Below are 15,110 nucleotides of genomic sequence, written 5' to 3' on the forward strand. Positions count from 1 at the left end.
CAATGGCTCAGGCGTCTCACCCTAACCTGAAATGACTACCCGAAATGACCATAAGTACCTGTTTTTCTCCGACAATTGACTTTTGCTGCTGATGCAAACTCTTTGGCAGACCATCGCCCAGCACCTTTCAGAAGCAACAGGGGATCCCATCCAGCCCCTACAGTATCGTTCTGTGGGCGGAGGCAGCATCAACGCCACCTATCGGTTTTCCTGCGCTTCCCAAAGCCCTCTTGCAGAAGGGGTAAAAGACTACTTCGTCAAATTGGCCCGTGGGGGAGAAAGGGCGCTGGAGATGTTTGCAGCGGAAGCTGCGGGCTTGCAAACCCTAGCGGCTGCCCAGGCCATTCGCGTGCCCCAGCCCATCATCTGGGGATCCGTAGGAGAGCAGGCTTACTTGGTGCTGGAATACCTGGAGCTAACCTCGCCCCGTCCGCACACTGCGGGTTTATTGGGATCCCAGTTGGCCCAGTTGCACCGCACCCTATCCCCCAACGGCAGCTACGGCTGGGAGCGGGACAACACCATCGGCTCCACGCCGCAGATCAACAGTTGGCGGCAGAATTGGCCGGATTTTTATCGGGAACAGCGTCTGCTCTACCAGGTGAAATTGGCTTGCCAACAGGGGTATCGCGGCACGTGGGTGGCCCAAGCCGAACGGGTAATGGCGGAGCTGGAAGCCTTTTTTCAGGACTACAGGCCAGAACCCGCTCTGTTGCATGGAGATCTGTGGGGCGGCAACTACGGGGCCTTGGCCGATGGATCCCCGGTGATTTTCGATCCGGCCACCTACTACGGGGATCGAGAGACGGATCTGGCGATGACAGAACTGTTTGGCGGCTTTCCGCCGGAGTTCTATCGGGCTTATCAGCAGGCCTACCCCTTGGACGAGGGGTATCCCCACCGCAAGCCCCTCTACCAGCTCTACCACTGGCTCAACCATCTCAACCTGTTTGGAGAGGGCTACCTGGCCTCGGTGCAGCGGGCTTTGCGGCAATGTCTGCGCTTCCTTGGATAATAGGTTGCATGTCCATTCCCAAGCTCCCGAGGGGCCGGGAGTGAGGGTTCCAAGCGTGTCTGGATTGGCCAGCTAGGAGGTCTTCTCCGGCGAGGATTCCCCTGCCATGACCACAGCCCCCATGTCCCCCAACAGGCGGGACTGATTGCGCAATACCCCCAGCAAATTAAGCCGGTTGGCCCGCCGACCAGGATCCGGATCCATCACCAGAACGGCTTCAAAAAACTGGGCTACCTGAGGGGCTGCCGCTTGCAGAGCTTCCACCAAGGGAACAAAATCTCCCCGTAAGGCCGGCTCCACCCCCAGACGATAGATTTTCTGGCAAGCCTCGTACAACTCCCTTTCTGCCGCCTCCTGCAACTGGTCGGGATCCACGGCAGCTGCTGGATCTGTTACACCGTAGTCCAAGTCCCCTTGGGCTGCCAGGCGGGCGCAGCGATTGAGGGTGGGATAGAGATCCGCCAATTCCCCAGTGGCCCGCAGGTGTTGCAGGTACTCCGCCCGCAGCAAAGTCAAGGGCAGGTTGCCCAGGGCCCGCAAGGTGAGTTCGGCCTTCTGGGGATCCTCCGCTTTGACCGACTCGGGATCCCCCACCACAGCCCTGACCAAGTCGTAATCAATCCGTTTTTCCTCCTGCAAAAGGGTCTGTATCCGTTGGGCCAAAAACTCCTGCAAGGCTCGCAAGGTGTGGACATCGCCAAAGGCATAGTCCTGCACCACGCTCTGCAACAGCAAGTTGAAGTCAAAAGTCCAGCCGGCATCCCAGGCAACCAGCACCAGGCTGTTGGCGGCCCGCCGCAGGGCAAAGCGATCCGAGGAGCCGGTGGGGATCCGCCCCAAGCGAAACATGCCCACCAAGGTATCCAGGCGATCCGCCCAGCCCACCACCCGCCCCGTCAGTGCTGTGGGCAAAGCGTCCCCCGCTCCCAAAGGCCAGTAGTGTTGCTCAATCCCCTCGGCTACCGCCTCCGGTTCCCCATCCTGCCGAGCGTAGTCGGCCCCCATGATCCCCTGCAGCTCCGGGAATTCGTACACCATTTGGGTAACCAGATCCGCCTTGCACAGGTAAGCCGTGCGCTCCACCAGCGCTTGTTCCTGGGCATCCAAGTTCAAGGCAGCAGCAATGAGGCGGCTGATGTGGCGGATGCGCTCCACCTTGTCCCGCATGGATCCCAGCCCTTCGGCAAAAGTAACCGCCTGCAGGCGTTCCACCCGCTGCGCCAAGGGGATCCGCCGATCCTCTTCGTAGAAAAAGCGGGCATCCGCCAGGCGCGCCCGCACCACACGGCTGTTGCCTGCCCCGATCCGCTCCGATTGCCGGGGGTCGCCGTTGGAGATGGTGATGAAATAGGGCAGCAATTTTCTGGGATCCCGGCCATCCCGTACCGGGAAATAGCGTTGGTGGATGATCATCACCGTCTCGATCACCGCCGGCGGCAGGCGCAAAAATTCCGGCTCAAAACGCCCCAAAACCGCCGTCGGCCACTCCACCAACTGCACCACCTCCCGCAGCAGAGGGGCAGGGATCTGCGCTTCCCCATTCACCTGCCTGGCCAGCTTGGTTACCTCGGCCTGAATGTATGCCTCTCGCGCTGTTGGATCGGGGCTGACCCCGGCCTCTTGCATTTGCTGAACGTAGCTCTCGGCCCGCTCCAGGACAACCTGCTGGGATCCCAAAACGCGGTGCCCCCGGCTCACCCGCCCCGCCACCAAGCCCGGCATGGAATTGTCCTCGTGGGTCGGCAGCAGCAAAGGCAGCACCTGATCATCCCAAAGGGAGACCAGCCAGCGGATGGGGCGCGGAAACTTCAGATCCCCGCAGGCCCAGCGCATCAGCCGTTCACCACTCAAGTTGGTAATCCAGGCGGGTGCCAGTTCCTGGAGCACGGCTGCCGTCGGTCGGCCCCGCACCCGCTGCACCGCAAACACAAAGGATCCCTTGCCCACTTGCCGGATTTCCAGGCTGCCGGGATCCACCCCTTGTTTTTGGGCAAATTTTTCCCCGGCAGGGGTGAGCTGGCCATCTTGGTAGGCGACCTGAACCGGCGGCCCCTTCACCTCCAAAGTGCGATCCGGCTGCTGGGTGGGCAACCCCTGCAACAGAACCGCCAGGCGGCGCGGCGTACCGAAAAGCTGCATCTGCTCCGCTTGCAAATGGGCCTCCGCCAAAGAGGCCGGGATCCCGGTTCGCCACTGCTCCAGAGCCGAATCCACAAAACTGGCTGGGAGCTCTTCACAGCCGACTTCTAGCAAATAGGCAACCATACTCCTGTGCTCCGCAGGGCACTATCCCCACTTCCTCAATCAACATAGTCTATGGCTCTGGGCCTCCCTTCTGGCTCACGACTGCTCCGAACCTGGGGTATCCCAGTTTACCAGGGGAGCCGGGGCGTCGTTGAGACAAGAGCTCCAGTCCGCCAGACAACACCCCAATGCCATCCCTGTCAAGTGGGCTCTGCGGCCGCCAGAACCCCATCTCCTTGGCGCAAGGGATGAGCTGAATCCCGTGGCAAATGCACCACGATGATGGGAAGGCTGGGTCGGTTGCGGGCGATGGTCTCCGGCTCTCGGCCCAGACGCGACCGGTTGCCGGTTTCGCTGGGAACCAATACCAACACATCTCCTGGCTGCAGCGCTTTGAAGGCTTCCGCCACCACCCCCCCCTGCACCCGCTGAACCGGCAGGTGAGCATAGCTTTCTGCCGGCAAGGCTGGGGAGCTTTTCCGCCCAGGTCGGGTTTGCACCAGCAGGATCTGCAAACCCGCTTTCAATTCGCCGGCCAGCGTTTGCGCCAGCCCAATGGTCTGCTGCAGGGATCCGGGAGAGACCTCCAGCTCCGGTGCAACCAAGAGGATGCGGCGCGCCGTCTCGATGGGTACCGGAAACCGCGTAATCAAGACTGGGATCCCCACCTGCCGCACCACCGCGTCGATGATGCTGCCGAAAAAGTTCTCCGCATAGGTGGAGTAGCCCTTCCAGCCCAGGATCACCAAGGTTGCCTGCCGTTCCGCCGCCGAGCGAATGATCCCTTTTTCCACCGAGTCATCCACCCGCCGAATCGGCTCCACTCGGGTCACGGCGCTGTGGGCCAGAGCTTCTGCAAAGGTCAACAACTGCTCTTGCCGAGCCAGGGCTGCCGGCGAGATCCCAGCACGGTCAGACAAAACATGCAGCGGCAGCAGCGTTCCCCCATCTTTTTTGGCCAAAATCAACGCCAACTGCAGCAGGTTGCTTTCGGTATCCGGGTTGGCCACCGGCACCAAGACGCGAGCTCCCCAATCCGGCTTGGGCAATTCGGTGGACTCTGCGGCCACCTCGGTGGGCTGCATTTGCTCTCCCCAGCGGGCCACAATCCAAGGCGAGGCAACACAGGTCACGAGGATCATGGCAATGGTGCCGTTCACCGTCAGCTCATCCACCAACTCCACCTGAAAGGCCACCGTGATCGCCGCCAGGGTAGCCGCCGCCTGAGCCATCGACAAACCGAACATGATCATCGTGCTGGCAAAGCGCCAGCCAAACAGTTGGGCCGGGATCCAAGCGGCCAGAAACTTGCTCACCACCTCCGCTGCGATCATCACTCCGCCCACCAGCAGCGTGCGCGGCTCCCCCAAGAGAATACCGGGATTGATCAGCATCCCCACCGAGATCAAGAAGAAAGGCACAAACAGGGTGTTGCCGATAAACTGAATCCGGTTCATCAGGGGGCTGAGCTGGGGGATGATAGGGGTGATGGCCGTCCCGGCCAGAAAGGCTCCCACCACCGGCTCAATGCCGATCAACCCCGCTCCGTAGGCCACCACAAACAAAGTGGCGATCACGAAAGTAAACTCTGCTCCCTCGTCGTGACCAAAGCGTTGAAAGAACCAACTGCCCAGCTTAGGCACCCCCCACAGGGTGGCAAAGGTGTAGAGGGCAATGGAAGGGATCAACGTCAGCCAAAAGCGCAGCGACAGCTCCCCTTGGTGGGCGCGCACCACCACCGCCAGCACCAACAAAGCCAGGACATTCGTGATAAGGGTGGCCCCCAAAGTTGCCGTCACCGTCTGCAGGCGCATCAACCCCAGCTTCGAGATGATGGGCAGACCGATCAGGGTGTGAGAGGCAAAACAAGAGGCCACCAGCACCGCCGCCAGAAAGCCATACCCAATGGCCAACATGGCTGCTGTGCCGATGAGCATGGGCAACAGAAAGGTGAGCGCCCCGAAGAGGGTGGCCTTCCCGGCATTGAGCTTCAAATCTTCCAGACTGGTCTCCAGCCCCGCCATGAACATGAGAAACAACAGCCCCACCGTGCCCAGCAGGATGATGGTCTCGTCCCGCCGCAAGATGCCCAAGCCGTAGGGCCCCACCACCAGCCCAGCCAAGATTAACCCGATGATCCCCGGCAGGCGCAGCCGCTCAAATAGCAAGGGAGCCACCAGCATGATGGTCAGGATGATCAAAAACACCAGCACCGGATTCTCAACAGGGCCGATCAGGGCTAGAGGGATCCCCGAAATTTGCAGCCAGTTAGCCAGCATAAATCACCCGACAGACAGCTAATGAACAGACCCGGCAAAGCGCCCGCATGAGTCTATCAGATCCCTCCAGATCCAAGTAGCTCTCGATGCCCCACAGACTTTGTCCGGCCTTCAATTACTGGCAGGGCGTTTAATAAGTACTTAAAAGCACATCAAATACATTGGGAATGAAGACTGCTGGGCAGGGATGGCCGGAGAAAGGCAAGAGAAACTCCCGAGAAACACGCATTAGAATCAGAGGGTACATGCTCCTAGGCTGCCTATGCACCAGCTTGCTCCTGGAAAAGTAATCGGCCAGCGCTATCAACTGGTTCACAGCATTGCAGCAGGTGGCATGGGGCGGGTGTTCAAGGCTGTCGATACGCGCCTGTTCAACCGTCCGGTGGCGGTCAAGCTGTTGCACCAAAACTTAGCAGGCGATGACAACACCCGACGCCAGTTGCACAAACGTTTTCAGCAGGAAATTCGCATCAGCACGCTGCTGGGGGAGCACCCTGCCATTGTCAAGGTATTGGACTATGGCCTAGAGAACGACCAACCTTACCTGGTGATGGAATACCTGACGGGGCGCAGTTTGGGGGAGCTGATGCTCAAGCAGCCGGTGCTGCCGCCTCAACAGGTGGTGAGGATTGCCCGCCAAGTGTGTGCCGGTCTCTATTACGCCCACAACCTAGAGACCGAGCAGGATGGCCATCTCATCAAGGGGGTGATCCATCGCGACATCAAACCCAGCAACCTCTTCGTCCTGAAAGATGAAACCCTGGGGGAAACCGTCAAAATCTTGGATTTCGGCATTGCTAAGCTGCTCAGCGAGGTTTCCCTTGCCCTTGGCACCCAGACCACCGGCTTTTTGGGTACGGTGCGCTACGCCTCTCCCGAACAGGTGCGCGGGGAAGCCCTGGATGCCCGCTCGGATATCTACTCGTTTGGCGTGGTGCTCTACCGCATGTTGACCGGGCAACAACCTCTGCGACCCAAGAGCGATTCTTTCCCCGGCTGGTACGAGGCCCACAATTACCAACAGCCTCAGCCCTTCGATCGCTCGAATTTGCCCTATGAGATTCCGCTGGAGCTGGAACAGGTGGTGCTCTCCTGTCTGGCCAAAGATCCCGACCAGCGGCCCCAAGATATGAAGGTTCTCAGCGCCCAATTGGAGGGATCCCTGCACTCCCAGAGCGCTGCCAGCTCTTCCCTCGCGCCCCCCCCAACCGCACCCATCTTCTCCGAGCGCACCCTGGCGGCGGTGGATGCAGGGCAGTCGGGCACACACCTGCTCAGTACCCAGGCAGAGCCCGAGGCCAAGCCGTTTCCCCTCTGGGCTGGGATAGCCCTTTTTGTTGTCATTGCGGGGAGCACCTTCTGGGGCCTGCGTCTGCTGTTGGATCCGGGCCCAGGCAGCGAAAGACCGCCTGCTGCCCCCGAACGCCCCCTTCCAGTCGGCGGTGCAGAGCACCCTGAGCGGGATCCCTCAGCCACTCCTGAACCCCTGCTGGACTGGCTGCCGCGGGATCCGGAGGGCAAACCGGTGTTTGAGGATGATCCCGCCCCAGATCTGGGAATCGGTGAGTCCGCAAGCGAGCCCACACCCAGGCCAGCGGCAACTCCAGAGGCAGTGTCCTCTACCCCTCAGCCCCCTGCTCCAACTCAGCAGGTGTCACCTCCTCCTCCAGCCCCTGCTGTGCCTCCACCCCGACCGGTTGCAGTGCCCACACCCCCTGCTCCACCTTCTCCAGCCCCTGTCCCAGCCAAACCTCTCCCGCCGCAGCCCATCAATCAACCTTTGTTTCCCCAAGTGAACCGGGTTGCTCCAACTTCTGCTCCCCTTGCAGCCCCTCCAACCCAACCTCCCACCCCTGGCTTTCTGGAGCGGTTGCGCGAGGAGCGAGAACGCTTGGGGAAAGACTAGGCGCAAAAAAGGGATCCCCAAGGATCCCTTCGCAAACAGAGACATAGGGCTAGTCTTCGATGGGATCCCCCGTCAAGGGATCCCAGAACAGGTGGAGTCAGGCGGCAGCCAGCCGGGCATTGGCGGCATCCCAGTTCACCAGGTGCTCCAGGTAGGCGCTGATGAAGTCAGGCCGCCGGTTTTGGTAATCCAGGTAGTAGGCGTGCTCCCACACATCCAAGGTGAGCAGGGGCGTTTGACCGTGAACCAGCGGATTTTCGGCATTGGGGGTTTTGGTGACCTTCAGGGTGCCGTTGTCCAGCACCAGCCAGGCCCAACCGCTGCCAAATTGGGTGGCGGCTGCCGTCTTGAAGGCTTCTGCAAACTTGTCATAGCCGCCAAAGTCGGCGTTGATCTTGTCGGCAATAGGCCCGGTAGGCGCACCTCCCCCGCCTGGCTTCATGGATTCCCAGAAAAAGGTGTGATTCCAAACTTGGGCAGCATTGTTGAAGATACCCGCTTTGTTGGGATCCCCAAAGGTGGCCTTGATGATTTCTTCCAGAGACTTGTTGGCCAGATCGGTGCCCTCGATGAGCTTGTTCAGGTTGGCTACGTAGGCCGCGTGGTGCTTGCCGTGGTGGAAGGAAAACGTTTCTGCCGACATGTAGGGCTTCAGCGCGTCGGCAGGATAGGGCAGAGCCGGGAGTTCAAAAGCCATAATCGTCTGTCCTCTGTGTCTTGTGCAAGGAATGCAAGAAAGAACGCGGCGAAGGGTCAGGATAACCAGAAAAAGGCGTTACCTTTCTTTGCAGTCTTAGTGTAACTCAGAATCAGTACGCGCTGGGATCCCTTGGACACCTCGATTCCGGTTGGAACCCTGCTCGACCCCAGAGAGGTGGAATCGCGGCTGTCTCAGCGCAATTGCCGATAACCACTTGTTGGCCAGCGGTTGGAAAAGCGAGATCGTCCCGGCTGGAAAGCGCTAACGGGATCCCTCCCGCAGCAGCTCGATCAGCAGGGGAGCGACATCCCTGAGCAGGGGGATCAAAACTGCCGTGATGGCGGCAATGGTAACCACATTGCGGGTGAAGTTGAGGGTATCGCGGCTGAGCTGGAAAAACCGCTCGTCCCACCGTTTGACCTCGGCCTCGAGGCGCTCCTCGGCTCTGGCAATGCGCTCCTCGGCTCTGGCAATGCGTTCCTCGGCTCTGGCAATGCGCTCCTCGGTGCCGGCAATGGTTTGCATCAGCTCTTGGTTTTGCCGGGCCAGTTGGGCGATGGCCTGAGCGTTGGCCTCGACAGTGCGCTCGATGCGCGCCAGCCGCTCCTCGCTGTAGGTCATGGTCGGGGAGGGGGAAATTGATGCGGGCTGGGGAAGTCCTGAGGTGGGATCCCTTGCAGAGCCTCAGTCATAAAGCGCTTCCAGGTGGGGGCAACAAAGGCCCCGCCGGCGGTGCCGGGCAGCATGGGGGAGTTGTTGTCGTTGCCAATCCAAATGGCGGTAGACAGTTGCGGCACATAGCCGATGAACCAAGCGTCGCGGAAATCAGAGGTGGTGCCGGTTTTGCCGGCTACAGGTCGCCCATCGTCCAGACGAGCTGCCCTCCCGGTGCCTTGGGTCACCACCCCTTTGAGGATTTGGTTGAGCGTAGCCACCGCCCAGGGATCCAAAACCCGCTGCGGCTGAGGCCTGGCCTCGAAGAGGATTTGGCCGTTGCGATCCACCACCTGGGCCAAGAGGGTCGGCTCCACCCGATATCCGCCATTGGCAAAGACCGCATAGCTGGCCGCCATCTCCAGGGGGCTGACGCTGGCCGAGCCCAGAGCTGTAGCCAAGTTGGGAAACATCTCGGCACTGATGCCGGTGGCCTGAGCCGCTGCGATGACGTTGCGGATCCCGACTTCATCTGCCAGCTTGACGGTGGGCACGTTGCGGGAGAGCTCCAAGGCGCGGGCAAAGGTGAGGGGGCCGTAGAAGGTGTTGTCGTAGTTTTTCGGGCTGTAGGGAGGCGAGCCAGGATAGGTGATGGGAGTGTCGTAGAGGATGCTGTTGGGCCCGTAGCGGCCGGTAGCCAGAGCCGCGTAGTACACATAGGGCTTAAAGGTGGATCCCGTTTGGCGAAAGGCTTGGGTGGCGCGGTTAAATTGGCCCCGTTGGGCGTTGATGCCGCCCACCAGGGCCTTGACATAGCCGGTGCGGGGATCCACCGCCGCCAGGGCCATCTGGTCGGCCCGGCGAGCAGCTCCGATGCGGGGCCCATCTTCGTTGACAATGCGCTCTGCCAGGCGTTGCAGCCGCAGGTCGATGGTGGCCTGCACCCGCAGCCCTCCCTGCAGTAGGGCTTGTTCGCCGTAGCGGCGCCGCAGCTCCGCCTCGATGGCGTCGGTAACCGCCGGGGCGTTGCTCTGGAAGGAGGTGATGCGGCCCAAGGTCAATTCTTGCTCCCGTGCCGCCTGGGCCTCTTCCGGGGTAACCCAGTTCAGCTCCACCAGGCGATCCAGCACCAGCCGCTGCCGTCGCTTGGCCCCTTCCAGGTTGCGAAAGGGGCTGAGGATTTCCGGGGCCGGCAGGATCCCGGCCAACATCGCTGCTTCCGCCAAGTTCAGTTCCGCCGCATCCTTGTTGAAGTAGCTGCGGGCCGCCGCCTGGATGCCGTAGAGATTGTGCCCCCAGTACACCTGGTTGAGGTACATCTCCAGGATCTCGTCTTTGCTGAAGACCTGTTCTAGGCGCACCGCCAACACGATCTCGGCGACTTTACGGCTGAGGGTACGCTCCGGCCTCAAAAACAGGTTCTTGACCAACTGCATTGTCAGGGTGGATCCCCCCCCCGCCGAGCCTATACCCCCCTCCACACTGCCTAGGATCGCCCGGCCCAAGCTGACCGGATTAATGCCTGGATGGGTGTAAAAGTGGCTGTCTTCAATGGCCAGCAAGGCCTTTTTCATCTCCGGCGAGACCTGTTCAAGGGAGATCACTTCCCGGTTGGCCTCCCCGTGTAGGCTGGCAATGGGCTCGCCCCGAATATCGACAATGTGGGTGGTGGCAATGGGCACGTAATCCCGCAATTGATGCACGTCCGGCAAGTTGCGAAAGCTAATGGCCAGCCCCACCAATCCGGCAGCCGTTGCCGTGGATCCCAAGAGCAGGGATCCCAGCAACAGATTGCCCACCACACCGGCAACCTGGGCAATCCGGGAGGGGCGGGTGGGTGGGGTATAGTCGGCATGCTCGTCAAACCCCGATCGGGAAAAGGGGGAATTGGAGAAACGCTCCAACCCCGGCTTTCTCGCCCGGCGGGCCAATGGTCTGCGACCGTAGGTCACGTCAAAAACCCTGTCACGTCCGTGTTGCAAAGCAACAACAAGCCAGACCCATTATAGGGCGGCGTCTATTGGGGCAGCAGGATGGCCAACCCTGCCCATCGACAACTCCAACCGGGCTAGGGGGAGAAGATCTTGAGTTGAGAATCGAGCATCTTTTGCGTGGGCTTAAAATGGCTCATGGGTTCAGCCGGAGGAGCAGGATTTGAGTATATCGTCAGCCTCAGTTTCGCCAGCGTACCGGGATCCGTTGATAGCCCAAATTGTTGAGCGGGGAGTGGCCGAGATCTTTCCAGGAGGAGCTGCTGCCCTGGCGGAGCGCTTGGCGCAAGCGGATCGTCCCCTGCGGGTGAAGCTGGGCATCGATCCCACCCGACCGGATCTGCACCTGGGGCATTCGGTGGTGTTGCGCAAGCTGCGGCAGTTTCAGGATGCGGGCCATGTGGCCATTTTGCTCATTGGGGACTTCACAGCTCTGGTAGGGGATCCCACCGGCCAATCGGAGGCCCGTCCCCGCCTCACCCCGGCAGAAGTGGAGGAAAACGCCCGCACCTACTTGGAGCAGGCCGGCAAGATCTTGGATTTTGAGACCCCTGGCCGGCTGGAGGTGCGCCGCAACAGCGAGTGGCTGGCCCACCTGACTCTCAGCGAGCTGATCGAACTCCAGGCCCAGATGACGGTGGGGCAGATGCTGGCCAAAGAAGACTTTGCCCAGCGCTACCAAGCCGGGACGCCGGTATACTTGCACGAATTTCTCTATCCCCTCCTGCAGGGCTACGACTCGGTGGCTCTGGCAGCCGACGTAGAACTGGGGGGAACCGACCAGCGCTTTAACCTGCTCACCGGTCGGGATCTGCAAATTTGGAAGGGCCAAGCGCCGCAGTTTTGCCTGACGGTGCCGCTTTTGGAGGGGCTGGACGGGTACCAGAAAATGTCCAAGTCCAAAAACAACTACGTGGGGCTGACTGAGGATCCCCTCACCATGTACTCCAAGCTGGAGAAGGTGCCGGATCACCTGGTGGAGCGCTACTTTGAGTTGCTCACCTCAGTGCCCCTTGCCGAGCTGCCGCAGGATCCCCGCCAGCGGCAGATCCTCCTAGCCAAGACCCTAGTGGCCCAGTTTCACTCCCCTGCAGCGGCAGAAGAGGCCCAGCGCACCGCCCAAGCCCTGGTGCTAGACGGTATTCTTGCCGAAACGGGATCCATCCCCACCTTTGCCATCGATGGGTTGTCTTACCCTGTTAAACTCAGCTACATCCTGCGTGAGTGTGGCCTGTGCAAGAGTGCCGCCGAGGCCCGTCGGCAGATTCAAGGGGGCGCCGTGCGGCTGGATGGGCAAAAGGTGGAGGATCCCGACCTGGAGTTTGCCCATGCCTCGGAGCTGGCCGGGCGGATTTTGCAGGTGGGCAAAAAGGCCTTTCGTCGGCTAGTGAAAGGCGCAGATTAGTCTTCCCCTCTCCCTGCGGGAAAGGGGTGAGGGGATCCATCAACGGGCAGGCTTGAAGCCGAGTCCGGTTTTTTTCTGCCTGGTCTTGGCTGGGGGATCGGACAGAGGAGAAGCTGACGAAGTTGGCGGGAAAACGGGCTCCGGTTTGGGCCGGATCGAGCCCGCCTCGGCTACTGCCTCAGAGAGCTTTTGCCGCACCAGCTCCTGAGTCTCCAAAATGTTGGGATCCGCCGCCCATTCCGGGGCCTCTCGAACGGGATCATCCTCGGAGGTGAACTCCAGATCGTAGGTCTCGGCGCGGTAATCGGGGCTGAAGCATTCCCAAGCTCGCAAACTGTAAAAATAGGGGAACAAACGCACAATGCGCTCAATATCCAGGTGCTCGGCAAAGCGACGAAAAGCCTCTTCTTCAGACACCGGAAAAGGGGCGTAATGTTCTGAAACAAACCACCGCAAGAACTTCCGCGCCTCTGGGATGATCTGCTGGGCAGGCAGGGATCCCAGTGCTCCTGCATTAAAACAGTTCACCAGCAGATGCTCCAGCATTACCGCGTTGTACTCGGCAAAGCAGGTTTGCTCGCGGCTTTCCACCGGCTGCCAGGGCATGTTGCCGTTGGCGGCAATGAGCAGGTGAACCAGGTCATGGGAGGGGTTGGTTTGGATGTAGCCGTGCCCCTCCAACTTGGCGCCATCGCAGCTAAAGAGCTGGTGTTGGGGGCTCCAATAGAACTTGAGTTGCTTTGCCGCCATGTTCAGTTCTCCTCCTCACCCAGGGGATCCTTTTAGAGCTTACACCTGCACTGATGAGCTGCTATGAACTATAGGCCACGGAGGAGAGCGCCGGCTTATTTGACAATTGGTCAGCGAGAACGCTTGCCACAAGTGGCAAAACAAAGGGGTCTTTATCTCGAAGCAATTCTCGGAGCAGACAGGCTTTAGCCGCCCTACTAGGCTCAAAGCTGAGACCCGCTGTGCTCGCATTGTGAAAAAAGATGAACTCGAGATCCTCTAACTGCAGTAAAAATCTCTACGCCTACACCAAGCGCTACAGTAGCTTTCGGAATTACTGGGTGGTATTGTAACTCCCTACTTTCATGCCACCCCACTATGCTTGCACTGGCAGCTGCAATGACTGTAAAAATACAGCCCGGTCAAGTAAAAAGCCAAAAAGCTGGTTGGCTGCTTCTCCTGGTGCTCGTGGGAAGCTGCCTTGTCGGCTGTGGCTCTTCCGGCGGTACAGGCATTGATCCGTCTGCTGTGGGATCCCAAGCTCGCCTGACGTTCAATGGGGCTCTGACCCGCTCCTTTTCTGGCACACAAGGGGAAATGGAGTTCAACATCGCCCTCTTGCAAGGCGGGGATCCGCCCCAACCAATAACCCAGCTCTCTGCCAGTCAGGTCAGCCTGCAGGTAAACCGGGTAACCGATTTGCTAGGGATCCCGCAGCCGGTAACCTTGACCCTGACACCCACCCGGATCGAGAACCCCCCGCCGGATCTGCCTCAGCGGCCTTTGCTCATGGCAGTGCTGATGGATGGCTCAGGCAGCTTGCTGGTTTTGGATCCCCAATCTCGGCGCTTCCTGGCTGTTTTTCGGCTCTTGGATCAATTTCGCCCTGCACCCCTGGATCTGGGCGCCATTCTGCGCTTTGACAACCGGGGGGCAGGTTTTGGCCTTACAGCCCTGGGGCAGCCTCTGCGCACAGCTCAGCTATTGCAGGACTTCACCGGCGACAAAGAGCTGCTGAGACGAGGCGTTTTGCGCGCTGTTCCGGGGGGGAACACTGCCCTCTACGATGCCACGGTAGAAGCCGGGCGTTTCTTGAGCGACTTTCGGCCCACCGAGCGTTTCAACCGCCGCTTGGTGGTATTCACCGATGGGATTGACAACGAAAGCACCCGCTCCATCAACCAAGCTACTCAGGAGCTGACAACTTTGGCCAGAGAGCGAGGACAAAAACTCACCGTGTATGTGGTTGGGTTGGGGGTCGATTTGAATCTTCTGGAGTTACAGCGTCTGGCTGCAGCTACTGAGGGGACTTTTGTGCTGGCACGGTTTGCGGATCAACTTAGCTAAACCGCCGGGAAGCCCCGCACTCTCTGCAACAGCAGGAGGGTCGGGATGAAAGGCGTATATATCCTGTGCCATAATCAACATGGCTGTACAAAACGGCGTTGCCGGAATCTGGTACAGCTACGCGGTGGGACATCCCGTGTCTGCGCGTGGAGGGTTCTTGCAGTAGCTCCCCGATGAAGCGCGAAGCCCACGCTGTACCTGTAGGGTCAGTGATGGGAGTATGTCACTTTTAATCAGCTTCGCTTTGTGGAAGATCTCATTCGCGTTTGCTATGCCCCAGAAGGCGATCAATCGGATCAACCCTGCCGCCTCCGCATTCCGGTGCCCCTACCTCCTGCACCGACGGACTTTCCGACACCTCGACCCACTCCTGCCTCTACCCCGACACTAACACCGACGCCAACACCGACGCCAACCAACTAGGTAGGAGCATGCCTCTAACCCCCAAAACCCTGAACTTTGCTGAATTTACTGAGCTTTAGGCGGTTTGGCAAAAGTCATTGAGAGGGATATAGTAGACCAAGTTTCCCCCTGATCCTTGAGTCCACCGCAACGGTTGCCGGGAAGTGAAGGGGGAAAGCGCTCGGGGGGTATTCCTCAGGGCTTTGCGGGATACCGCCTTCCTGCTCAGAGATAGGCAGGATGCGATCGCTTCTTTCCTGAACCATGTTCAGGGGAGTTCAGCGTGAATGTATCAGAGCCGTGTAGCCATGCCCTTGGAGAAGTTGGTCCCGCTATTGCGGTCGCAAAAGCGTTGCGTAGCGATGACGGCTTTCCCCCGGGTGGAGCACGCCAGTCGTTGAAATCTCAATCGAGGTCTGACAGCGCTTGCCGCCTGTG

The 15,110-nt window shown here is 59.9% G+C and carries 10 protein-coding genes; 4 read left to right on the plus strand and 6 right to left on the minus strand.

Annotated elements, in window-relative coordinates; translation table 11 throughout:
* The first annotated feature begins 91 nt into the window (after nucleotides 1-91).
* On the plus strand, nucleotides 92-1,015 hold the full coding sequence (locus tag ACVWZF_RS03780) for a fructosamine kinase family protein (protein WP_457410874.1): 924 nt from the start codon (nucleotides 92-94) through the stop codon (nucleotides 1,013-1,015).
* 72 nt (nucleotides 1,016-1,087) lie between these two features.
* Here the strand turns inward: ACVWZF_RS03780 and glyS are convergent, their stop codons facing one another.
* Both glyS and ACVWZF_RS03790 read right to left on the minus strand, forming a co-directional pair.
* The gene (glyS, locus tag ACVWZF_RS03785) at nucleotides 1,088-3,280 is read right to left on the minus strand and encodes a glycine--tRNA ligase subunit beta (protein WP_457410875.1); all 2,193 of its coding nucleotides are present in this window, start codon (nucleotides 3,278-3,280) and stop codon (nucleotides 1,088-1,090) included.
* A 179-nt stretch (nucleotides 3,281-3,459) separates the two neighbouring features.
* The gene (locus tag ACVWZF_RS03790) at nucleotides 3,460-5,538 is read right to left on the minus strand and encodes a cation:proton antiporter domain-containing protein (RefSeq protein ID WP_457410876.1); all 2,079 of its coding nucleotides are present in this window, start codon (nucleotides 5,536-5,538) and stop codon (nucleotides 3,460-3,462) included.
* A 262-nt stretch (nucleotides 5,539-5,800) separates the two neighbouring features.
* Between ACVWZF_RS03790 and ACVWZF_RS03795 the strand changes: the two genes are divergently transcribed.
* Complete coding sequence (locus ACVWZF_RS03795) at nucleotides 5,801-7,444, plus strand: serine/threonine-protein kinase (RefSeq protein WP_011434075.1); 1,644 nt, start codon at nucleotides 5,801-5,803, stop codon at nucleotides 7,442-7,444.
* 97 nt (nucleotides 7,445-7,541) lie between these two features.
* Here ACVWZF_RS03795 and ACVWZF_RS03800 read toward each other — a convergent pair whose 3' ends face one another.
* From ACVWZF_RS03800 to ACVWZF_RS03810, 3 genes are all read right to left on the minus strand, one after another.
* Nucleotides 7,542-8,141 carry a superoxide dismutase gene (locus ACVWZF_RS03800; RefSeq protein ID WP_457392986.1) on the minus strand — a complete coding sequence of 200 codons (600 nt, stop codon included), beginning with the start codon at nucleotides 8,139-8,141 and terminating at the stop codon, nucleotides 7,542-7,544.
* Between the two features lie 264 nt (nucleotides 8,142-8,405).
* Nucleotides 8,406-8,765, minus strand: coding sequence for a hypothetical protein (locus tag ACVWZF_RS03805; protein WP_457410878.1), 360 nt, complete (start codon nucleotides 8,763-8,765; stop codon nucleotides 8,406-8,408).
* Nucleotides 8,762-10,750: a transglycosylase domain-containing protein gene (locus ACVWZF_RS03810; protein ID WP_457410879.1), complete on the minus strand. Its 1,989-nt coding sequence runs from the start codon at nucleotides 10,748-10,750 to the stop codon at nucleotides 8,762-8,764. The genes ACVWZF_RS03805 and ACVWZF_RS03810 overlap by 4 nt, the downstream gene beginning before the upstream one ends.
* Nucleotides 10,751-10,952: 202 nt before the next feature.
* Between ACVWZF_RS03810 and tyrS the strand changes: the two genes are divergently transcribed.
* Entirely contained in the window at nucleotides 10,953-12,194 is a 1,242-nt protein-coding gene (tyrS, locus tag ACVWZF_RS03815; RefSeq protein WP_011434071.1) for a tyrosine--tRNA ligase, read from the plus strand.
* A 39-nt stretch (nucleotides 12,195-12,233) separates the two neighbouring features.
* On the opposite strand, the gene ACVWZF_RS03820 is transcribed toward tyrS, so the two are convergent.
* Nucleotides 12,234-12,944: a hypothetical protein gene (locus ACVWZF_RS03820; protein ID WP_011434070.1), complete on the minus strand. Its 711-nt coding sequence runs from the start codon at nucleotides 12,942-12,944 to the stop codon at nucleotides 12,234-12,236.
* A gap of 447 nt (nucleotides 12,945-13,391) precedes the next feature.
* On the opposite strand from ACVWZF_RS03820, the gene ACVWZF_RS03825 reads away from it, so the two are divergent.
* Nucleotides 13,392-14,270 carry a vWA domain-containing protein gene (locus tag ACVWZF_RS03825; RefSeq protein ID WP_187147239.1) on the plus strand — a complete coding sequence of 293 codons (879 nt, stop codon included), beginning with the start codon at nucleotides 13,392-13,394 and terminating at the stop codon, nucleotides 14,268-14,270.
* The last annotated feature ends 840 nt before the right edge of the window (nucleotides 14,271-15,110 follow it).

Source organism: Thermostichus sp. OS-CIW-30 (assembly GCF_054060215.1).

Bases quoted from the DNA above. Each gene is read 5' to 3' on its own strand.
- ACVWZF_RS03780 (WP_457410874.1), top strand. From the start codon at position 92: ATGCAAACTCTTTGGCAGACCATCGCCCAGCACCTTTCAGAAGCAACA.
- glyS (WP_457410875.1), bottom strand. From the start codon at position 3,280: ATGGTTGCCTATTTGCTAGAAGTCGGCTGTGAAGAGCTCCCAGCCAGT.
- ACVWZF_RS03790 (WP_457410876.1), bottom strand. From the start codon at position 5,538: ATGCTGGCTAACTGGCTGCAAATTTCGGGGATCCCTCTAGCCCTGATC.
- ACVWZF_RS03795 (WP_011434075.1), top strand. From the start codon at position 5,801: ATGCACCAGCTTGCTCCTGGAAAAGTAATCGGCCAGCGCTATCAACTG.
- ACVWZF_RS03800 (WP_457392986.1), bottom strand. From the start codon at position 8,141: ATGGCTTTTGAACTCCCGGCTCTGCCCTATCCTGCCGACGCGCTGAAG.
- ACVWZF_RS03805 (WP_457410878.1), bottom strand. From the start codon at position 8,765: ATGACCTACAGCGAGGAGCGGCTGGCGCGCATCGAGCGCACTGTCGAG.
- ACVWZF_RS03820 (WP_011434070.1), bottom strand. From the start codon at position 12,944: ATGGCGGCAAAGCAACTCAAGTTCTATTGGAGCCCCCAACACCAGCTC.